The organism is Mesorhizobium sp. CNPSo 4661 (genome assembly GCF_057784215.1).
On sequence record NZ_JBWGIO010000011.1, the window covers coordinates 17,722 to 38,086 of the forward strand.

Here is a 20,365-nt window from a genome sequence, read left to right on the forward strand (position 1 = left end):
TAGTCCTATTTGGTACAAGCAATCGCCATTGCGGGGCGATTTCAGCCACGCTAAATCCGTTGCATGACCAAGACCGCTCCCGACATCCTGCGCATCGCCGTTGCCCAGCTCAACCCGACCGTCGGCGACGTCGCCGGCAATCTGGCGAAAGCCCGCGAGGCGAGGGCGGACGCGGCGCGGCAGGGCGCCGATCTGGTGCTCTACACCGAGCTCTTTCTCGCCGGTTATCCGCCGGAAGACCTGGTGCTGAAGCCTTCCTTCCTGATGGCTTGCGAGAAGGCGGCGCAGGATTTCGCCAAGGATACGGCCGACGGTGGCCCAGGCGTGATCATCGGCACGCCGCTGAAGCGCAAGACCGGTACGCATAACTCCATCGTCTTCGCCGACGGCGGCAAGATCATCGCCGAGCGCTACAAGCTCGATCTGCCGAATTATGGCGAGTTCGACGAGAAGCGCGTGTTCCAGGCCGGACCGGAACTGCAGGGCCCGGTCAATTTCCGCGGCGTGCGCATCGGCGTTCCGATCTGCGAGGACATCTGGGGCGACATCGCCGTCTGCGAGACGCTGGCCGAAAGCGGCGCCGAGATCCTGCTGGTGCCGAACGGCTCGCCCTACTATCGCGCCAAGATCGACGTCCGCCACCAGGTCGTGATCCGCCAAGTCATCGAAACCGGGCTGCCGATGATCTACGCCAACCAGCTCGGCGGCCAGGACGAGCTGATCTTCGACGGCGCCTCGTTCGCCATCGGGGCCGACAAGACGCTGGCTTTCCAGATGAGCCAGTTCGAGGACGCGGTCGACGTCACCACCTGGAAAAGAAAGGGGGAGACCTGGGTCTGCTCGGAAGGCCCGATGTCGAAGATCCCGGAGCGCGAAGAGGCGGACTACCGGGCCTGCATGCTCGGCCTGCGCGACTACGTCAACAAGAACGGTTTCAAGAACGTCGTGCTCGGCCTTTCCGGCGGCATCGACTCGGCGATCTGCGCGGCCTTGGCCGTCGACGCGCTGGGCGAAGAGCGGTTGCGGACCGTCATGATGCCCTACCGCTATACGTCGAAGGATTCGCTGAAGGACGCCGAGGACTGCGCCAGGGCGCTCGGCTGCCGTTACGACATCGTGCCGATCTCCGAGCCGGTCGAAGGCTTCAAGCATGCGCTGACCCAGCTCTTCGAAGGCACCCAGGAAGGCATCACCGAGGAGAACCTGCAGAGCCGCGCGCGCGGCACGATCCTGATGGCGATCTCGAACAAGTTCGGCTCGATGGTGGTCACCACCGGCAACAAGAGCGAGATGTCGGTCGGCTATGCCACGCTTTACGGCGACATGAATGGCGGCTTCAATCCGATCAAGGACCTCTACAAGATGCAGGTCTATGCGCTGTCGCGCTGGCGCAATTCGCATGTGCCGCCGGGCGCGCTCGGACCGTCCGGCGAGGTCATCCCGAAGAACATCATCGACAAGGCTCCGTCGGCGGAGCTGCGCGAGAACCAGACCGATCAGGATTCGCTGCCGCCCTATCCGGCGCTGGACGACATTCTCGAATGCCTGGTGGAGAACGAGATGAGCGTCGACGACATCGTCGCGCGCGGCCACGACCGGGCGACGGTGACACGCGTCGAGCACTTGCTCTACATCGCCGAATACAAGCGCCGCCAGGCGGCGCCCGGCGTGAAGATCACGCGGAAAAATTTCGGCCGCGACCGCCGCTATCCGATCACCAACCGGTTCCGGGATCGTGGCTAGTCCTCGACCTTGAGATTGCTGCAGTGCCGAGCATGCAGGATATTGAAATCAGTTTCGACCTGTCGCGGATGGATTTCCGGGCGACCTCCGACCAGCTCATGCAAAGCTATTGGGGAGCGTCACGAACCGACGAGGCCAACCGTCGCGCCTTCGACAATTCGCTTTGCGTCGGCGCCTATCTCGGCGGCAGGCAGGTTGGCTTCGCCCGCGCGATCACCGACTATACGGTATTTGCCTATGTCGCCGATGTCATCATATGGCCGGAACATCGGGGGCGGGGAATCGGCAAGCGGCTCGTCCAGGCGTTGATCGATCACCCGGAGGTCGCGTCGGTGGCGCATTGGAGCCTGTCGACCGACGACGCCCATAGCCTCTACGAGAAGTTCGGCTTCAAGGCGTCGACCGATGGGCACTACATGCGCTTGGACCGCAAGCCGGCAGCCTGACCTGGGACGCGAGGGCAACGCCGTTGTTGCAAATTCGTCTCAGTGCTTGGACCAGATGTCGTTTTTGGCGATGGGCCGGCTTGGCGATCGGCTGATGCCTCCCTATAAGGGCTTCTCCGCGATTCCCTTCCGGGAGGACCGTATGGCAGGATTTGACATCGTTATGCGAGGCCGCGAAGCCTAGGTCGGCGCCGGCGCTCTGAGTTTCTCGGAGAGCCAGACGCAGGACAGGCATTTGCCGCTGCCGGTCGCCGCCTCAGGGCAGGCGGCCTACCATACTGAACCTCCCGTTCTCAGGAGCGCCGCAGGCGCGGACGCGGGTTTTCCAATTTGATTTTACCGGGACCGGGCTCGTTTGCGCCCGGATGACATCATGGCTCGTTTCAAGATCGACCTGCGCGCGAGCGCCTTTCGCAGCGTGCTTGGCTTCACATTCGGCCACTGGCGCCACCAGCCGTGGCGGCTTTCGCTCATCATGGGCGCCTTCCTGCTGTCGACGCTAGCCGACGTGCTGACACCTTTTTACTCTGGCCGCCTCGTCGATGCGGTCGCCAGCGGCGCCGGAACCGATGAGGTTGCCTGGAACGCGGCAATGACGGCGTTCTCGATGCTGATGGCGTTGGCGCTAGCCGGGATCGTGCTGCGCAATGTCGCCTTCCTGTGGATCGTCGAGCTGACGCTGAAGATGATGTCGGACATCGCCGCCGATGCCTTCCATCGGGTGCAGCGTTTCTCGACGGACTGGCACGCCAACAGCTTCGCCGGATCGACGGTGCGCAAGATAACGCGCGGCATGTGGGCGCTGGACCTGCTCAACGACACGATCCTGATCGCGCTTTTGCCGTCGGTCGTCATGCTTGTCGGATCGACGCTGCTGCTCGGCTGGTTCTGGCCGCTGATGGGGGCCGTCGTGGCCGCCGGCTCGGTGCTGTTCATCGCTGTCACGGCGATGCTGTCGCTCGGCTATGTCGCGCCCGCCGCGCGGCTCGCCAACAGCTGGGACACGCGCCTCGGAGGCTCGCTGGCCGACGCGGTGAGCTGCAATGCCGTCGTCAAAGGGTTCGGCGCGGAGGCTCGCGAGGAAGCGCGGCTGGCGCGCGTCGTCGCTAAATGGCGCCTGCGCACTGGCCGCACCTGGATGCGCGGCACCGCCAACGGCACCACGCAAGGGGCGCTGCTGCTCCTGATGCGGGCTGCGGTGATCGGTCTTGCCCTCATGTTGTGGGCCTGGGGCCAGGCGAGCGCCGGCGACGTCGCCTTCGTGCTGACCTCGTTCTTCGTGCTGCAGGGCTATCTGCGCGACATCGGCACGCATATCCGCAACCTGCAGCGCTCGATCAACGACATGGAGGAACTGGTCGACTTCCAGTCCGAGCCGCTCGGCATCGAGGACCGGCCCGGCGCCCAGCCGATCCGGATCACCGATGGACACATCGCCTTCGACAAGGTGACGTTCCACTACGGCAATCACCTTCTGCCGCTCTACCGCGATTTCTCGGTCGATATCGAGGCCGGCGAGCGCATCGGACTGGTCGGGCATTCGGGCTCGGGCAAAACGACTTTCGTCAAGCTGATCCAGCGGCTCTATGACGTGAACGCCGGGCGGATCCTGATCGACGGGCAGGACATCGCGCAGGTTGAGCAGGCCTCGCTGCGCGGCCAGATCGCCATCGTCCAGCAGGAGCCGATCCTGTTCCACCGCTCGCTTGCCGAGAACATCGCCTATGCCAGGCCCGGCGCCAGCCAGGCCGAGATCGAGTACGCGGCCAAGCTTGCCAGCGCGCATGACTTCATCACCAGCCTGCCCAAGGGCTATGGAACCCTGGTCGGCGAGCGTGGCGTGAAACTGTCGGGCGGCGAGCGCCAGCGCGTGGCGATCGCCCGCGCCTTCCTGGCCGACGCGCGCATTCTGATCCTGGATGAGGCAACGTCGAGCCTCGATTCGGAATCGGAAGTGCTGATCCAGAAGGCGATGGAGCGGCTGATGGTCGGGCGCACGACCCTTGTCATTGCGCACCGGCTCTCGACGGTGCGGGCGCTCGACCGGCTGCTGGTCTTCGATCGCGGGCGTATCGCCGAGGAGGGTTCGCATGACGAGCTGATCCGGCTGAACGGCGGCATCTACCGGCGGCTGTTCGAGCGTCAGGCGCTCGAGTTGACCAAGGGCCTCGTTGCCTGAGGAAAGGATGGCGCCCGGCTCCGGCCGGGCGCAGTCAGGGCATGGTCTTCGGAGCGACCCAGGCCTGCCATTTCGACGTTTGCAACCGCCTTCGCGTTATGCGGATAGGTCTGCGTAATCTGCTATTAAATTTTCTTTCTATACATTGAATATTTTAGTATTTGTTCTATTGAATTTGACAAGCGCCCGCTTTTTGAAGCAACGTTCGTTGTATATTTACAGAAAAGCAAATCGGATATGGTAGGCGATGGCCTCCAGGATTTCTCGTTTCTGTAGGAATGCCGGTTGAACGGAGATTTTCGTTGGGACGCATGACCGGCCCGGGAAAGATGGCTGCACCGCCGTCGCTGGAAACCCAGCATGGCTCGGTTCGGCCTCTAGCCATCGAGGATCTCGAGCACGTCGCCGCGCTCTTCCTGAGGAAGTTTCGCCATCGTCGCCACCAGCGCGATCGCGCGATCGCGCAGACGGCGGACTATATGAGGAAGCTCTACCTTGACGGGGATGAGAGCAAGGCTCTTGTCCAGATCAACCCGCAGGGCCGCCTGGGTGGCTTCATGGGCGTTCTGAAAGCCCGCTACGAGCTCAACGGAACCGCATTGAACGCGGCCATCATCGGTCCCTTCATGACCGATTCCAGCACCGATCACGGTTGGGCCGGGCCGCAATTGCTGCGTACCCTGCATCAAGGCGAATTCGATCTCTACCTGACCGATTCCGCCAACCGGACATCCTTGGCCTTCGCGCGTCCGATGAAGTATCAGCTCCTGCCGGTGCACTGCCTGGAATGGACCTGCGTTTTCCGACCCGGCGCCATGGCCGCCGCCATGCTGCGCCGCAAATGGCCGGGGCTGCCTCGCCTGGCTCTCGACCCTGGCGCGAAAGCCTTTGATGCTCTTGCAAGAAAAAGGTTCGAGCCATCGTCCCAGCATTCATCCCAACGGATCCACCGCGAGCCGATCGACGCGGCCCGATTTGCGCAGCAACTGCCTGTCCTCATGACCGATTACTCGCTGCGGCCGAGTTGGCGGGACGGCGAGTTGCCGCGGCTGCTCGCGCTGGCGGCCGAGAAGCGGGCCGACGGTCCACTTCGATTCGGCGGAACTTACGACGAAACGGGCAAGATGCTGGGCTGCTATGCCTTTTATGGCCAAGCCGGCGGCATAGCGAACCTGCTGCAGATCCAGGCGTCTGGATCCCTCTGGGGCGCGACGCTGGATGCCCTCATCGCGGCGGCGCGGGATATGGGTTGTGCGGGCATTACCGGGCAGACCCAGAGCAGGTTCATGCCGCAACTCTTCAACTACAACGGTCTCTTCTTCCGCTATGCTGGGGGCACGATGGTGCGTTCACGCATCGCCGAGGTCACGGAAGCGGTCCGCGCTGGCGACATCTTCATCGGCGGGTTGATGGGCGATCGCTGGACCCGGCTCAGTTCCGACGATTTCGGCCGCGTCTGACGATCATCCGATATGACGCGGACCAAGGGCTGCGGCGAAGTCGCCGAGCTTACTGGAATTGCTTTGAATCAGGCGAATTTGTGCGGCGCGGCACAGAAGTCGGCAATGATCTGGCAAAGATCGGGTTCGTTGACCATCCGGACGGCTTCGTTCGGGCCAACCCATTTGCGCGTTCGTGCGCGCTTTTCCTTCCAGCGATCCGCGACGCGGTTGACATGCAGCGGAAAGACCAGGACCTCGCAAGGCACTTCCTCGCCGGAGGCGAGGACCTTGGCATAGAAATAGCGGCCGGCTTCAAGATGCGAGACGGAGCCGCGCAACCCGGCTTCCTCGCCTGCTTCGCGGGCGGCGGCCTGGCAAAGCGGCTCCCTGGCTTCCGGCCATCCCTTGGGCAGCACCCAGCGTCCGGTGTCGCGGCTGGTGATCAGCATGATCTCGACACCGTTGTCGCCCTCGCGCCAAGGCAAGGCGGCAACCTGCAGGCGACAAGGCGCATTGCCGAAGAGCCGCCGGACTCTTTCGGCCATCTGGTTGTGCGTCGTCGGCCTCGTCAACATGGTAAGAAGCTGCCCCAGCCTCCAGAATCGTTTGCCACCTTACGAATCTTACGGCGAATTATGGGCTTTAAAAGTAAAAAACTTCACTCCGCCGGAAAATCTCACCAGAAAAAGTCGATCCCGCAAAGTAGTCGTGCTGGTCAGCTCGGCTACACGACCAAGAGTCGAGGCAGATTCTCTGGAAATTTGGCGGCCGTTCAGCCGGCGTGATCGTCCGCGATCGGCTTCTGGTAAGTGAAACCCATGTCCCAGGGAAAGTAGATCCAGGTGTCCTGGCTGACTTCGGTGACGAACGTGTCGACCAGCGGACGGCCCTTGGGCTTGGCGTAGACGGTCGCGAAATGCGCCTTCGGCATCATGGCGCGCACGATGCCGGCCGTCTTGCCGGTATCGGTCAGGTCGTCGATGATCAGCACGCCTGCCCCGTCATCAGCGAGCAGCGGCGGCGAAATCTCCTTCAGGACCTGTAGCTGACCCTGGCTGGTATAGTCGTGGTAGGAGGCGACACACACCGTCTCGATGACGCGGATGCCGAGCTCGCGCGCGATGATGGCGGCGGGCACCAGGCCGCCGCGCGTGATGCAGACGATGGCTTTCCATTGTCCTTTGTTGGCGCCGGACAGCCGCCAGGAAAGCGCGCGGGCGTCGCGATGGAACTGGTCCCAGGAGACGGGAAAGGCTTTTTCGGGAAGGGACATGGTTCGCGCACTCCGCAAGGCGCGCCGTCGGCGCGCAGAAACACTGGAATGCAGGCGGAATTAGCCGGAAAGCGCCAGGCTTGGCAAGGGCAGGGTCCGGCGATGGCTGTGGACTCAAAATGAATCAGCGCGAAAGGAAAGCCGCTACGTTCGTGGTGCGCAGCACCGTGCGGGTGACGCCGCCGAACAGAAGCTGGCGCAGCCAGGAGTGGCTGTAGGCGCCGAGCACCAGAAGATCGGCGCCGGATTCGGCGATCCTGACCTGAATCATGTCGTCGACCGAAGCGCCGCCGGATTTCTGAACGCAGACGCTGACATTGGCGCCGTGGCGAGACAGCGCCGCGGCGATCTCGGCGCCGGCGGCTTCCGGAGATTCATCCAGCGTCTCGGGCGGATCGATGACGAGAATGTCCGTCTTGTCGGCCTCGGCGATGAAGGGCAGGGCATCGAAGGCGGCGCGAGCCGCTTCCTTGCTGCCGTTCCAGGCAAGCAGCACACGCCGGAAGGTGGTGACCAGCGGTCCGCCATGCGGCACGACCAGCACCGGCCGCCCGGCATCGTAGACCAGCGTGTCGACATCGGCGCTCGGGTCGCCGCCGGTGTCACGCTGCGCGGCGATGATCAGATCGGCGGCGCGCACGCTCGATATGCCGGTCAGCGCGCTGTCGCCGGAGAAGCTCTCCAGGCTTCGCCATTCGAAGGACAGGCCGGATTCCTCGATCCGCTGCAGGAAATAGGCCTGCAATTTGTCGGCGCGTTCCTTGTTCATCTCTGCCGAGACCTGCAGGAATTCGGTATCCGGGAAGCCGGTTGCCGACGTGTAGGGCACGGGAAGCGCCTCGGCATGGATGCCGACGAGATGGCTCTCGAACCTGTCGGCAAGCGGAAGGGCGCAATCGAGCACGCGCTCGGCGTCCTGTTCGTTCTGCAAGATGGCGACGATTGTCTTGAAGCGCATGACCGGTCCCTCAATTGTTGCCCCGCGCAGCCGCGCGGCAAAGGGAACGTCTCAGCGCGTTGACTGGTTCCGGCCGAACGCCGGTCAGCCCGCCTTGACGAACCCCGCCACCATCGCCTCGACGTCCTTGCGGGCGGCCTCGAGGGCTTCCTCGCTGCGGGCTCGCACGACGAGCTCGGTCCAGAACTTGCCGTCGCCATATTTGGGGTACGAGCCGATGATGGTGTCGGGATGCGCTTTCTGGATATCGGCCAGCGGCCCGCCGATCAGGCCTTCGCCGAACGGGCAATGCACGGTGGCCGACAGCATTTTGGTGCCGGCCTTGAGCGTCGGCACGACATTGTCGAGCATAGCCTGAAAGATCGACGGCACGCCGGCCATCACATGGACGTTGCCGATGCGGAATCCCGGCGCGACGGAGACGGGATTGTAGATGTGGTCGGCGCCGCGCGGCATGCGCGCCATGCGCTTGCGCGCTTCGGTGAATTCGATGCCGCGCCCGGCATAGCTTGCTTCGAGCAGCGCGTAGGCCTTGGCGTCGTATTCGCAAGGCACGCCGAAGGCCTTGGCGATGGAGTCGGCGGTGATGTCGTCATGCGTGGGGCCGATGCCGCCGGTGGTGAAGACATAGGTATAGCGGGCGCGCACGGCATTCACCGCCGCGACGATCTCGTCCTCCTCGTCGGGGACGATGCGCACTTCCTTCAGGTCGATGCCGATCGCCGTCATGATGTCGGCGAGGTGGCCGATATTCTTGTCCTTGGTGCGGCCGGAGAGGATCTCGTCGCCGATGACGAGCATGGCGGCGGTGACGATTTCAGGCATGACGGGCTCCGGCGCAAAAGGTCGCCTGAGATAACGCGGCCGGCGGCCGGCCGCAATGCGAAAGCAGGATAGCCGCTTGTGGCGGCGGCCGTTGCGGATATGGTGCGGTCGGTCGGCCTGAGGTGAAAGCATGCTGATATCGGTTGTCTCGTGGCTGCTTGCCGGCTTGCTCGTTGCGGTGGCCATCGTCGTGCTTGCCCTGATGATTGCGACCTGGCGCATCGCGGCAAAGGCCGAAAGACTGGTGCCGGCTTGCGGGAAATTCGTCGAGATCGACGGCAACCGCATCCACTATGTGGAAGAGGGCGACGGCAGGCCGATCGTCTTCGTGCACGGGCTCGGCGCCCAGCTCCACCATTTCCGCCACACGCTGTTCGGCCGCTTCGGCGCCGGCTACCGGCTGATCGCGCTCGACCGGCCGGGCTCGGGCTATTCGGTGCGGGCAAGCGGCGCCACCGGACGGCTGCCCGAACAGGCGGATGTCGTGCGGCGCTTCATCGAGGAATTGCGCCTGGAGCGGCCCTTGGTTGTCGGCCATTCGCTCGGCGGGGCCATCGCGCTCGCGCTGGCGACCGGGCATCCGACAGCGATTTCCGGTATTGCGCTGGTTTCGCCGCTGACGCATCTGGAAGCGACGGGGCGTCAGGGATTTGACCTGCTCTATGTTCCGTCACGGCTGCTGCGCCGTGTCCTGGCCCATACGGTGGCGATACCGCTCAGCCTTCGTTACGCGCAGCCGACGCTGCGTTTCATTTTCGCGCCGCAAGCGGTTCCGGCGGATTACATGATCAGCGGCGGCGGCTGGCTCGGGTTGCGTCCGTCCCACTATTTCGCCACGTCCACCGATGTCGTGGCCGTCGAACGGGACCTTGGCCAAATCGAAAAGCGTTACCGCGAAATAACGATGCCGGCAGGCATTCTGTTCGGCACCGGCGACCAGGTGATCGGCGAGGCCGTGCATGGCGAACCGATGCTGGACAAGATCGAGGGCCTCGACTTTGAACGGATCGAAGGTCTCGGCCACATGCCGCAATTTGCGGAGCCCGAACGGGTCGTCGCCTTTGTCCAACGGATCGCCGCGCGCGCCTTCGCCGGCGTGAACTGATCTCGGCCGCAGTCACGACACGACCTCGCGGCTCTTCACGCGGTGTCACGCAAAAGTGTCGGACATTGTGTCCCACCGAGAAATTCGAGGGGAACCTTCGCACCCGACCTAGGGTTTCGTTTGTATCGCTGTGGGGCTTCGGCCCCACGTATTTTGCGATCCAAGAGATGGAGAAATCCAATGCTTACAAGACTTATCGCAGCTTCGGCGCTGGTGCTGGCCATGGGTGGCGCGGCCATGGCGCAGTCATCAGATGACTGGTGGTGGTGGCACCGCGACCATCGTCCCGACGTCAGCGAGCAGGTAGATCCCTACACCACGGGCAGCATCAACGGCGGCTCCGGGCTGACCACCTACGGCAATACCGGTGGCATCGGGCCGTGTGCCGACACGACGCCTGGCCCCGATGCCAATTCGCAGCAGAACGTCAACGACAATTACTGCGGCAAGTAGCACCGCATAATTCGACGGCGGCCGGCATGAAGCCTTGGGCTTGGCCGGTCGCGGGCGGTTCCAATTCCTAGAGCAATTCCAGGAAAAGTGTAAGCGGTTTTCCGTCCGGAATTGCGTAAAAACAAAGAGATAGGGCGTTTCACCGGTTCCGTGAAACGGTGAAACGCACTAGTCGGAGACCTCGGTCTGCGGGCGGTCGCGGCCGTCGGCGAGTTCGTCATGCCACTTGCCTTCGGCATCCTCGTACTGGATGCCATCGGTGGCGCCGGCGACCTGTTGCTCGGACGAGGCAATCTCGGCGGCGCGCAGCGCCTCCTGGTGGGTGCGGAAAGTCTCGGAAAACGTCGAGCCGACCTTGTAGGCCCAGCCGCCATCATGCTCGACGATCTTGTAAGTCAGCTTCGCCATGGAATCCTCCGGTTAAGACGCATGCTCAATGCAGCTTGCCGTCGGGCAGCCTGTCTTCGGGAACCAGAACTTCCGATTCCCTGGCCGCCTCGACGAGGGCGCGACGCGCGTCCGCTGTCGAACGATAACCTTCTAGGGCTTTGAGGCAAGTGTCGAGAGCATCACGATGCCGATCGCCGCGATTGAGCGGCCAAACTGTCATCAGGCACTCGGCGGCCTCGCGGGTGCTGCTTATCTGGCGGTATTTGCCGACATGGCCGAGCTCGACCACCACCGGCTTTTCAAAGGGTTTGTTGTCCATCATGGCCGCAACGTAGAGCGGCCAAATTGGTTGCAGTTGTGGCGAGGATCCTGCGCCCAAACGTCTCAGGACCCCGCTGATTTCCGGTCTGTTTTGACGCAATTCCGGACGGCAGGCTACGGCGAAGTCGCCGAGCCTAACCATGTCACACCTTTCCTGGAATTGCTCTAGACCGTGATGGCGTTTCGTTGAATCGCCATCACGATCTAACCCTTTGTCGGAGCATGATCTTTCTCCGAAAACCGGCTCCCACCTTTCGGGATCATGCTCTAGCCGGCGGCCTTCATCCAATGCCGCATCGTCGTCACCGAACGCGCCAGCTGCGGCGCCGGATGGATTTCCTCGCCGAAGGCCGCCGCCGCGCGCCAGCCCCAGCGCGGGTCGGCGAGGAAGGCGCGCGCCAGCGCAACCATGTCGGCACGACCGTCGGCGACAATCGCCTCGGCCTGGCTCGGGTCGTCGATCAATCCGACGGCGCGCGTCGGGATGCCGGCGCCCTTGCGCACGGCCTCCGCCAGATGCACCTGGTAGCCGGGGCCGGGCGGCACCTGCTGCAGGGGCGAATTGCCGCCGCTGGAGCAGCACAGATAGGCGACGCCTTCGGCCTTCAGCGCCTTGGCCACCTCGATCGCGTCCTCGACGTCGAAACCGCCGTCGACCCATTCCTTCACCGAAAGGCGCGCCCCCAGCATCATGGACGGGGCGGCCTTCCTCACCGCCCTTGCGATTTCGAGGGCGAAGCGCATGCGGTTTTCCAGCGACCCGCCCCAGCGGTCGGTGCGCTGGTTGGAGAGCGGCGAAAGGAACTGGAAGATCAGATAGCCATGCGCGGCGTGCAGCTCGGCAAAGTCGAAGCCGGCGCGTTCGGCGCGCACGGCCGACTGCGCAAAACGCGCAATGAGCTCAAGGATCTCGTCATCTTCCAGCGCATGCGGCACATTCCAGCCCGTGTCATAGGCTACGGCCGAGGCCGAAACCGTCTGCCAGGGATCTTCGCCAGGCTGCAGCGGACCGCCGCCCTCCCAAGGTTTGCGGTTGGAGGCCTTGCGGCCGGCATGGGCAAGCTGGACGCCGAATTTCGTGCCGGGCGCGGCGACGCGCCGGGCGGCGTCGAGCGTACGCCTGGCGGCCGCCTCGTTGTCGTCGGAATAGAGCCCGAGACAGCCATGCGAGATGCGTCCGCGCCGCTCGACATCGGTCATCTCGACGGTAACCATGCCGGCGCCCGACATTGCCAGGTTCATCCAATGATACAGATGCCAGTCGCTGGCCGAGCCGTCCTCGGCCGAATACTGGCACATGGGGGCGACCGCGATGCGGTTGGGGAAGGTGAGGCCGCCGAGGGTGATCGGCTGGAAAAGCGATGACGTCATGAAACGGGCTCCTGGGAAGATACCGCTATCTAGGCAGTCGTGGCGCGTCGCGCCAGACACGAGCCGGTGAAACTCCTGCTGGACCAGTCGGTTTCCCGGCAGTCGTTTTCGAGGATTGCGCCGGTCGGCTTTCGTCGTTACCCCTTTGCCGCCAACACGGAGGTCGTCATGGAAGATCGCATTCGCATCCGTTCGGAGGAGGTCCTTTCGGACGACTGGGCGGTGCTGAAGAAGACGGTGCTCGACTATCGCCGCCGCGACGGACGATGGGAGACGCAGACCCGCCAGACCTACGATCGCGGCGACGGCGCGGTGATCCTGCCCTTCGATCCTGAGCGCCGGACCGTGCTCCTGGTGCGTCAATTCCGCTTCCCGGCTTATGCCGTGGGCCACCGCGAGCCGCTGATCGAGGCCTGCGCCGGGCTGCTCGACGAAAACGATCCCGAAACCGCCATTCGCAAGGAAGCGGAAGAGGAGCTGGGCTACCGCCTCAAGGATGTCGAGCGGCTGTTCGCGCCGTTCATGAGCCCGGGCAGCGTGACCGAACGGCTCTGGTTCTTCACCGCGCGCTATTCGCCGGCCGACCGCATTTCCGACGGCGGCGGCGCGCCGGAGGAGGGCGAAGACATCGAGGTTCTGGAAATCCCGCTGGACGAGGCGTTGGCCGGCATCGCCGACGGCCGCATCGTCGATGCCAAAACGATCATCCTGATCCAGCACCTGAAGCTCAATCCGATCAAGATTTGAGATAACGCGGGCGCGGGTTGTGCGGCAGGACAATAAATGGCTGGAGGCAGATGCGACTTGGCGGCAAAAATTAAACCGCGATGACGCTCTTTGGTCAAAGCTGTAGAAGGCACAAGGGGTCGCCGATCCGAAACATCGCTTGACGGTTCATATCAGGCATCTGAAAAGGGCACGCCTGCGGACGTGGCGGAATTGGTAGACGCAAGGGACTTAAAATCCCTCGATCTCTGATCGTACGGGTTCGATTCCCGTCGTCCGCACCACTCTTCGAACCTCGAATGACACGCCGCACACCAAGCCCGTTAGAGGAAGAGGGCGCCGGCTGCCTTCGTGCGTTCAGCGATGTAGATTTAACATTAGTGATGTTTAAAATGCCAAGTTCTCCAAACCGATCTCATTAGCCTCTGTGTGCGAGCATCTGGTTGGCTTTGATGGTGGAACCATGCGCGGGGCAGGTTGGATCAAGGGGCTGCGGGAGGCCGAGGCGCAGCAACTGCGCAACGAGATCGGTCGGCTCGAACGCGGCCTGATCGAGGCCGCCAATTCGAAGGCCAAATGGAACCTGCATGAAGTCGCGCACGCGCTGCGCTGGCAAAAGGCGCGGCTTCGACGGCTGGAGGAATGCCTCGAGGCGATGCCCGAGGGAAAGAAGGTTTCGCTCGGCTCCTGACCGACCGGCCGCAACCTTTCGGCGAAGCATATCGGCCAAGTTCGTCCATAGGGTGGCAAAGTGGCGCGATCGCGGAATTACGGTCTGCCGCGGGAACGCTCATGTTTGCACGCGGCGGATCGATCCGCCGTGGCCGGCGTCTATCAGGCCCCTACCCATTCCCCCGCCCCCTGCGGGCGCCGGCCACCTGAATTTTCAAGACATGAGGCGGTAGGCCTTGCGCATCGACAGGGCGCCGCAAGCCTCAGAATTTATAGCTGAAATTCACGCCCAGCGTTTGCAGCTTCACGTCCTGGTCACGCTCGGTGAAGGTGTCCGAAGCGTCGAAATGCTCCTTGCCGAAATCGTAGTAGCGGTATTGCGCGCCGACGACGACATTGTCGGTCAAGGCATAGTCGACGCCGGCGCCGAGCGTCCAACCGGTGCTCGTGCGCGTTTGGGCAAAGGCCGAGCCTGCCGCCTGCGAGGTCTCGATGCCGGCGAAAGCGACGCCGCCTATGCCGTAGACCAGCACGCGATCCATGGCGTAGCCGGCTTTGGCATTGATCGATCCGAACCACTTGATGTCCGTGCCGAACGTGTTTGCCGGACCGGCGTTGGCGGTGCCGTCGATCGAAGCGTGGTTGAGGTCGGCCTCGGCGCCGAGCACGGCCTGATCGAACTGCCATAGCCCGGCGACATGGCCGCCGACGAAACCACCGTTGATGTCGGGCTTCACCGAAAACGGGCCGCCATCGTCGCCGGTGATTTCGGACCGGCCCCAGCCATAGCCGGCCTGCATGCCGGCATAATAGCCGGTCCAGTCGAAGCCGGGCGCGGTCATCGGCAGATCGCTACCCAAATCCGCCGCCCGGGCAGACCCGGACAGCAGAGCAAGAAAGCCGGCACTGGCAAGCGTCAATCGACGCATCGAGCACTCCGAAATGGCGGTTTCGAAAGACTCCTCGGCGCAGACTAGCCGCAATCGCCGCGAAACGGAATTGTATATCTGCAACAGTGGTTTACGTCATTGGTCGCGCGCGCGGTCTTCCAGGTCGCGCTGCTTCTGCTCCGGCGAGGCCAGCCTGTTGAAGGCGAATTCGGCGATAATGGAGCCGGCGACAAAGACCAGGATCGGCGCGGCCCACGTCCAAAATGAATGCAGGGCAAAGAACGCCAGGCCGGCAAGAGCCGCCGACAGCACGAAGATCATGAACCTGACGGTCTGAGCCATCTCACGCCGATCCGAGTGGCCGGAGAGCGGGCATGTCGATGACTGCTCAAGACGCTATCTATTTGGCGTCGATGAAATCCAGCGCCGCCTGGCTGTACTCGTCCGGCGCCTGCAGCATGGCGAAGTGGCTCGCATCGGGCAGGATGATCAGCTTCGCGCCAGGGATGACCGAGGCCATGTATTCGGTATGCGCCCGCTTGATCGCCTCGTCATGATCGCCGGCAACGATGGCTGTCGGAGTGGTGATCTTGGCCAGCTCCTCCTTTGTCCAGGAGGGCTGGGATTCCCACATGTGGCTGATCTGCGCGACGAAGGCTTCATATTGATCGGGAGTCTTCGACAGTTTCTTGTAGTCGCGGCCGCAGCGGTCGATATAGGCGGCAAAAGTCTTGTTGGTCAGCACGCCTGGATCGACGCCGTCGGTGGTGACGTTGGCGGCCTGCGCGAACAGTCTCGTCAGACGCTCCGGATGATGAAGCGCGATGTCGATGCCGATGATGCCGCCGTCGCTCCAGCCGACGAGCGCCGTCTTTTCGATTTTGAGATGGTCGAGCAGCGCCAGGTAGTCCGACGCCATGAGATCGTAGCCAAAGGGTTCCTCGGTGCGGGTTGAGCGGCCGTGGCCGCGGCTGTCGGCAACGATGACCTGGTGGGTCTTGGAGAGCGTCGCCACCTGGCTTGCCCAGATGTCGGCGTGGCCGAGGCCGCCGTGGATGAGCAGCACCGGGTCGCCCTTGCCGAACACGGCGTAGTACATCTGGATGCCGTTGACCGGCGCATAGCCGCTGTCGTCCGGCTTGGGCATCACAGCCGGCTCCGGCAAGGTCAGCCAGCGCTCTTCGGCGGTGGCGAGGGCGGTCGACGCGACCAACAGGACGATGGTGGCGAACGCTTTCCAGAAACGGATCATCTTCCCCTCCGATGGACGGCTCCGCGGTCAGCATCGCCTTTTGCCTGGAATAGTCAACAAGCGCCGGATGCCCGGCGGACGGCTCTGGCTCCGGGCGCCGACATTTGCCAAACTGGCCGACATAGAGGACTCAGCCAATGACCAACGCCAAGCCGACAAACGCCGCAAAGCCAAAGCCGTGGACGGAGGTGGCGACACATCTGGTCGATGTCGCGATGGGCCGAAAACCCGCGGACCTGGTCATCCGCAACGGTCGTTGGGTGAATGTCCATTCGGGCGAGATCATCCCCGGCACCGATATCGCTGTTGCCGCCGGCCGCTTCGCCTATTGCGGGCCGAATGCCGGCCATGCCATCGGGCAGGGGACGAAGGTCGTCGATGCCGGCGGGCGCTATCTGGTGCCCGGCCTCTGCGACGCGCACATGCATGTCGAGAGCGGCATGGTGACGGTCACGGAGTTCTGCCGCGCGGTCATCCCGCATGGCACCACCTCGATGTTCATCGATCCGCACGAAATCGCCAATGTGCTCGGGCTGCCGGGCGTGCGGCTGATGCATGACGAGGCGGTCGCGATGCCGATCAACGTGCATGTGCAGATGCCGTCCTGCGTGCCCTCGGCGCCGGGGCTGGAGCATGCCGGCGCCGAATTGACGGTCGCCGACGTGGCCGAGGCCATGACCTGGGAAAACATCATCGGGCTCGGCGAAGTGATGAATTTCCCGGGGGTCGCCGCCAACAATCCGGTGATGTCGGGCGAGATCGCCGAGACGGTCAAGGCCGGCAAGACGGTCGGCGGGCATTATGCATCGCCCGATCTCGGCCTGCCGTTCCATGGCTATGTCGCGGGCGGGGCGGAGGACGACCATGAAGGCACGCGCGCCGAGGACGCGATCGCGCGCGTGCGCCAGGGGATGAAGGCGATGCTGAGGCTGGGTTCGGCCTGGTACGATGTCGCGGCGCAGATCAAGGCGGTGACCGAAGGCGGCATCGACCCGCGCAACTTCATCCTGTGCACCGATGACAGTCATTCCGGCACGCTTGTGCATGAAGGCCATATGGACCGGGTGGTGCGGCATGCGATCGGCCAGGGCCTGAAGCCGGTGACGGCGATCCAGATGGCGACGCTCAACACCGCGCAGCATTTCAGGCTGGAACGCGAGATCGGCTCCATCGCGCCTGGACGGCTGGCGGATCTGCTGATCGTTTCGGACCTTGCCCAGATGACCATAGACGAGGTCTATGCCCGCGGCGTCCGGCTGGCGAAGGCCGGCAGGCTCGAGATCGACATTCCCGCCTATGACTATCCGCAATCGGCGAAGAACACGGTCAAGCTCGGCAAGACGCTCGCGGCGAAGGATTTTGACATTTCCGCGCCGCAAGGCGCCAACGAGGTGCGCGCGCGGGTGATCGGCGTGATCGAGAACCAGGCGCCGACGCGGGCGCTGGAGGCCGATCTAGCCGTCGAGGACGGGCTGGTCGCCATGGATCGGCGCAACGACATCTGCCAGATCGCCCTGGTCGAGCGCCATCGCGGCACGGGCGGCGTCACCAACGCCTTCGTCTCCGGCTTCGGCTATGTGGAGGACTGCGCGATGGCGTCCAGCGTGGCGCATGACGCGCACCACATCATCGTCGTCGGCACCAACAAGGAAGACATGGCCCTGGCCGTCAACCGGCTGAGCGAGGTCGGCGGCGGCGTGGTGCTCTATTCCAAGGGCAAGGAACTGGCGCTGGTCGAGATGCCGATCGCAGGCCTGATGTCCGACGAACGCGCCGAGATCGTCGCGGCGAAGGCCGAGCAGCTGACCGAGGCCATGCGCAAGGTCGGCTGCTCGCTCAACAACGCCTACATGCAGCACTCGCTGCTGGCGTTGGTGGTCATTCCGGAGCTCAGGATATCGGACGTCGGCCTTGTCGACGTGACGACGTTCCAGAAAGTGGATCTTTTTATCTGAGACGCTCGCCGGCTATCCGCCGGTGGCGATGGTCAGCACCTTGAACGGCGTCGTGATGACGACCTCGGCGACCGAGCCGACCGCCTTGCCGAGGCCCTGGCCGATATTGTTGAGCTGCGCCGGGTCGGGCTCGTCCGAGGCAAGTCCGGCCGGCGTGCGCAGCCGGTTGCCCAGCAATTGCACCAGGATCGGATTGTCGGCGAACTTGGCATGGTTCAGGCCGCCGTCGCCACCCTTGATCTTGGTCAGGTCGACGACCGTCACGCCGTAATTGGCGAGGTCGGCCGCGTCGCCATAGTCGCCGACGCGCGGCTTGTCGCCGGAAATGAAGCTCGACAGCTTAAGCGCCCGGTCGTCGCCCGAAAGCAGGATGGCGAAAGGCTTGTCGGGCTTGCCGTAGCGGATCATCTGCTTCTTGAAGACATCGACGTCGATGTCGGGCGAGGCGAGGATGACGTAGCCGAGCTTGCCGCCGAGATCGCGGTCGCCGGTGATGGCGAGCTGGCGCAGCGCCTCCATCGTCAGCCAGGTGCCCATCGAATGGGCGATGATATCGATGCTCTTGACCTTCGTCTTGGCAAGCATCCTGAGCGTCGCCTCGAGGTCGTCGCGCGCGGCGGTCGAACTGTCCTTGTCGTAGATGTAGCCGGTCGCCTTGGCGCTCGATGCCCATGAGAACAGCACCGGGGTGCCCGGATAGTTGGTGTCGTGCGCGATCTGCGTCAGCCGGTAGATGCCGTCGTCAAAACCGTTGTTGAAGCCGTGCACGAACACCAGGGCGCGGTCGCCGCGCAAGGAAATGTCGGCGCCGACGGCCTTGGCGAATTGCTGCGCGTCGCCATAGTGGACGACGTCGGTGGCGGTGAATTGCTTGGCCGGGTTGGCGTCGGCCGAGCCCTTGGCGCGCTCGATCGCGCCGACCTGGTGGATCTTCGGCACGGTGACGTCGACACGGGCGTAGCTGGTGGTCAGCGAACGGTCGCCGTCGAACACCTGACGCGGATCCTTGGTCGCCTGCTGGCGGGTCGTGGCGACGAAGATCTCATGCCTGGCGGCGATGTCGGAGGCAGGCGTGGAGACACGTTTGCGGTTGAGCAGATCGTGCGTGGGACCGGCGCAGGCGGCGAGGGCGAGCGCGAATGCAAGGACGACAACGATCTTCACATGCACAGTCACCCGGGGTCCCCCAAGGGTGGCAAACCTCTCTATTACTTCGATAAAGCCAGAGGGCTGCCGGGTCCAGTTCAAAGTCCGTGCGATGCGGAAACCCGCACCGATAGGGTTACTGCGCGGCCAACTGGCGGATGCGGTCCGTCACATCGCGATCGCTGGCGAAGCCGTCGTCCTCGCGCAGCCGCTGCCCGATCATCTGCACCATCATCGGATTGTCGGCGAATTTGGTGTGGTTGAAGCTGTCATTGCCCTTGATCTTGGAGAGGTCGACGACCGTGACGCCGTAGGAGGCGAGGTCGTCGGCATCCCGATAATCGCCGACGCGCGGCCGCGAGCCGGCGATCAGGCCGGAGAGCCTCAGCGCCCGGTCGTCGTCCGACAGGAGCAGGATGAAGGGCTTGTCCGGCTTGCCATAGCGGCGCATCTGGCTCTTGAAGACGTCGACGTCGATGTCGGGCGAGGCAAGCACGACGTCGCCGAGCTTGCCGCTGAGATCGCGGTCGCCGGTGATGGCGAGCTGGCGCAGCGTCTCCATCGTCACCCAGGTTCCCATCGAATGGGCGACGATGTCGATGCGCCGGGCGCCGGTCTGCGCCAGCATCCTGAGCGTCACTTCCAACTGGTCGCGGGCGGCGGCCGCACTTTCCTTGTCATAGACATAGTCGGTGGTCTTGGCGCCGGAAGCCCATGAGAACAGCACCGGTGTGCCCGGATAACCGGAATCATGGACGATCTGGGTCAGCCGGTAGACGGCATCGTCGAAGCCGGTGTTGTAGCCGTGGACAAAAACCATGACGCGGCCGCCGCGGGCGTCGATATCGGCATTGAGGGCGCTGGCGAATTTCGGCTGCGCGTCGTAGCCGACGACTTCCGATGCCATGAAATATTTCGTCGGATCGTCCGATTTGCCGCGCGACCGGCGCTCGATCTGGCCGGTCTGGTGGACCGGCGGAACGGTGACGTTGACGCGCGCATAGTTGAGCGTCGCCGAGCGCTCGCCGTCGAAGACCTTGTTCGGGTCGTCGGAGCGCTTGCGGGTGGTGGCGATGAAGATCGAGTGGTTGCCGGCGATCTCGGTCGCCTGCGTCGGCACGACGACGCTGCCGAGGATTTCCTGCGTCTGTTGGCCCGCGCAGCCCGCCATCAGCAGGGCAAAGGCGATGATCAGAATTGTCTTCAACCGCACGTCGA

At 63.7% G+C, this 20,365-nt stretch carries 21 protein-coding genes and 1 tRNA gene; 10 read left to right on the forward strand and 12 right to left on the reverse strand.

Annotation, left to right across the window (positions count from 1 at the left end):
* The first annotated feature begins 63 nt into the window (after positions 1–63).
* The 4 genes from AC0YKC_RS17425 (at position 64) to AC0YKC_RS17440 (ending at position 5,828) form a co-directional block, all read left to right on the forward strand.
* Positions 64–1,743, forward strand: a complete 1,680-nt coding sequence (locus tag AC0YKC_RS17425; RefSeq protein ID WP_320295938.1) for an NAD+ synthase — start codon at positions 64–66, stop codon at positions 1,741–1,743.
* 32 nt (positions 1,744–1,775) lie between these two features.
* Positions 1,776–2,189 (forward strand): GNAT family N-acetyltransferase, encoded by a 414-nt coding sequence (locus AC0YKC_RS17430; RefSeq protein WP_488511937.1) that lies wholly within the window; start codon positions 1,776–1,778, stop codon positions 2,187–2,189.
* Between the two features lie 373 nt (positions 2,190–2,562).
* Positions 2,563–4,368, forward strand: coding sequence for an ABC transporter ATP-binding protein (locus AC0YKC_RS17435; protein ID WP_488511938.1), 1,806 nt, complete (start codon positions 2,563–2,565; stop codon positions 4,366–4,368).
* A 311-nt stretch (positions 4,369–4,679) separates the two neighbouring features.
* Entirely contained in the window at positions 4,680–5,828 is a 1,149-nt protein-coding gene (locus AC0YKC_RS17440; protein WP_488512097.1) for a hypothetical protein, read from the forward strand.
* Between the two features lie 68 nt (positions 5,829–5,896).
* Here the strand turns inward: AC0YKC_RS17440 and AC0YKC_RS17445 are convergent, their stop codons facing one another.
* From AC0YKC_RS17445 to AC0YKC_RS17460, 4 genes are all read right to left on the reverse strand, one after another.
* Positions 5,897–6,385, reverse strand: coding sequence for an NUDIX hydrolase (locus AC0YKC_RS17445; protein ID WP_488511939.1), 489 nt, complete (start codon positions 6,383–6,385; stop codon positions 5,897–5,899).
* Positions 6,386–6,582: 197 nt separating this feature from the next.
* On the reverse strand, positions 6,583–7,083 hold the full coding sequence (gene gpt, locus AC0YKC_RS17450) for a xanthine phosphoribosyltransferase (protein ID WP_095765134.1): 501 nt from the start codon (positions 7,081–7,083) through the stop codon (positions 6,583–6,585).
* A 124-nt stretch (positions 7,084–7,207) separates the two neighbouring features.
* Positions 7,208–8,041, reverse strand: coding sequence for a universal stress protein (locus AC0YKC_RS17455; RefSeq protein WP_488511941.1), 834 nt, complete (start codon positions 8,039–8,041; stop codon positions 7,208–7,210).
* A gap of 84 nt (positions 8,042–8,125) precedes the next feature.
* Positions 8,126–8,866, reverse strand: a complete 741-nt coding sequence (locus AC0YKC_RS17460) for a competence/damage-inducible protein A (protein ID WP_488511942.1) — start codon at positions 8,864–8,866, stop codon at positions 8,126–8,128.
* A 130-nt stretch (positions 8,867–8,996) separates the two neighbouring features.
* Between AC0YKC_RS17460 and AC0YKC_RS17465 the strand changes: the two genes are divergently transcribed.
* Together AC0YKC_RS17465 and AC0YKC_RS17470 are read left to right on the forward strand one after the other, a co-directional pair.
* A complete protein-coding gene (locus AC0YKC_RS17465; RefSeq protein ID WP_488511943.1) occupies positions 8,997–9,971 on the forward strand; it encodes an alpha/beta fold hydrolase in 975 nt (324 codons plus the stop codon).
* Between the two features lie 180 nt (positions 9,972–10,151).
* A complete protein-coding gene (locus AC0YKC_RS17470) occupies positions 10,152–10,424 on the forward strand; it encodes a hypothetical protein (RefSeq protein WP_320295931.1) in 273 nt (90 codons plus the stop codon).
* A 168-nt stretch (positions 10,425–10,592) separates the two neighbouring features.
* Here AC0YKC_RS17470 and AC0YKC_RS17475 read toward each other — a convergent pair whose 3' ends face one another.
* The 3 genes from AC0YKC_RS17475 to AC0YKC_RS17485 all read right to left on the reverse strand — a co-directional run bounded on the left by AC0YKC_RS17475 (position 10,593) and on the right by AC0YKC_RS17485 (position 12,506).
* Positions 10,593–10,832 (reverse strand): DUF2188 domain-containing protein, encoded by a 240-nt coding sequence (locus tag AC0YKC_RS17475; RefSeq protein ID WP_320295930.1) that lies wholly within the window; start codon positions 10,830–10,832, stop codon positions 10,593–10,595.
* 25 nt (positions 10,833–10,857) lie between these two features.
* Entirely contained in the window at positions 10,858–11,277 is a 420-nt protein-coding gene (locus AC0YKC_RS17480; protein WP_430699253.1) for a DUF982 domain-containing protein, read from the reverse strand.
* A 125-nt stretch (positions 11,278–11,402) separates the two neighbouring features.
* Positions 11,403–12,506 (reverse strand): NADH:flavin oxidoreductase/NADH oxidase, encoded by a 1,104-nt coding sequence (locus tag AC0YKC_RS17485; RefSeq protein WP_488511944.1) that lies wholly within the window; start codon positions 12,504–12,506, stop codon positions 11,403–11,405.
* A gap of 168 nt (positions 12,507–12,674) precedes the next feature.
* Here AC0YKC_RS17485 and AC0YKC_RS17490 point away from each other — a divergent pair, with 168 nt between their 5' ends.
* From AC0YKC_RS17490 to AC0YKC_RS17500, 3 genes are all read left to right on the forward strand, one after another.
* Positions 12,675–13,253, forward strand: coding sequence for an NUDIX domain-containing protein (locus tag AC0YKC_RS17490; protein WP_488511946.1), 579 nt, complete (start codon positions 12,675–12,677; stop codon positions 13,251–13,253).
* A 177-nt stretch (positions 13,254–13,430) separates the two neighbouring features.
* Positions 13,431–13,516 (forward strand) — tRNA-Leu (locus AC0YKC_RS17495).
* Positions 13,517–13,695: 179 nt separating this feature from the next.
* Positions 13,696–13,923 (forward strand): hypothetical protein, encoded by a 228-nt coding sequence (locus AC0YKC_RS17500; RefSeq protein ID WP_320295927.1) that lies wholly within the window; start codon positions 13,696–13,698, stop codon positions 13,921–13,923.
* Between the two features lie 244 nt (positions 13,924–14,167).
* On the opposite strand, the gene AC0YKC_RS17505 is transcribed toward AC0YKC_RS17500, so the two are convergent.
* The 3 genes from AC0YKC_RS17505 to AC0YKC_RS17515 form a co-directional block, all read right to left on the reverse strand.
* Entirely contained in the window at positions 14,168–14,833 is a 666-nt protein-coding gene (locus AC0YKC_RS17505; RefSeq protein ID WP_488511947.1) for an outer membrane protein, read from the reverse strand.
* 96 nt (positions 14,834–14,929) lie between these two features.
* Positions 14,930–15,115 carry a hypothetical protein gene (locus AC0YKC_RS17510; protein ID WP_320295925.1) on the reverse strand — a complete coding sequence of 62 codons (186 nt, stop codon included), beginning with the start codon at positions 15,113–15,115 and terminating at the stop codon, positions 14,930–14,932.
* Positions 15,116–15,194: 79 nt separating this feature from the next.
* On the reverse strand, positions 15,195–16,046 hold the full coding sequence (locus tag AC0YKC_RS17515; RefSeq protein WP_488511948.1) for an alpha/beta fold hydrolase: 852 nt from the start codon (positions 16,044–16,046) through the stop codon (positions 15,195–15,197).
* Positions 16,047–16,183: 137 nt separating this feature from the next.
* Between AC0YKC_RS17515 and ade the strand changes: the two genes are divergently transcribed.
* Complete coding sequence (gene ade, locus AC0YKC_RS17520) at positions 16,184–18,001, forward strand: adenine deaminase (RefSeq protein ID WP_320295923.1); 1,818 nt, start codon at positions 16,184–16,186, stop codon at positions 17,999–18,001.
* Between the two features lie 12 nt (positions 18,002–18,013).
* Here the strand turns inward: ade and AC0YKC_RS17525 are convergent, their stop codons facing one another.
* The gene (locus AC0YKC_RS17525; protein ID WP_488511949.1) at positions 18,014–19,177 is read right to left on the reverse strand and encodes an alpha/beta hydrolase; all 1,164 of its coding nucleotides are present in this window, start codon (positions 19,175–19,177) and stop codon (positions 18,014–18,016) included.
* A 106-nt stretch (positions 19,178–19,283) separates the two neighbouring features.
* A complete protein-coding gene (locus AC0YKC_RS17530; RefSeq protein ID WP_434725727.1) occupies positions 19,284–20,318 on the reverse strand; it encodes an alpha/beta hydrolase in 1,035 nt (344 codons plus the stop codon).
* Between the last annotated feature and the right edge of the window lie 47 nt (positions 20,319–20,365).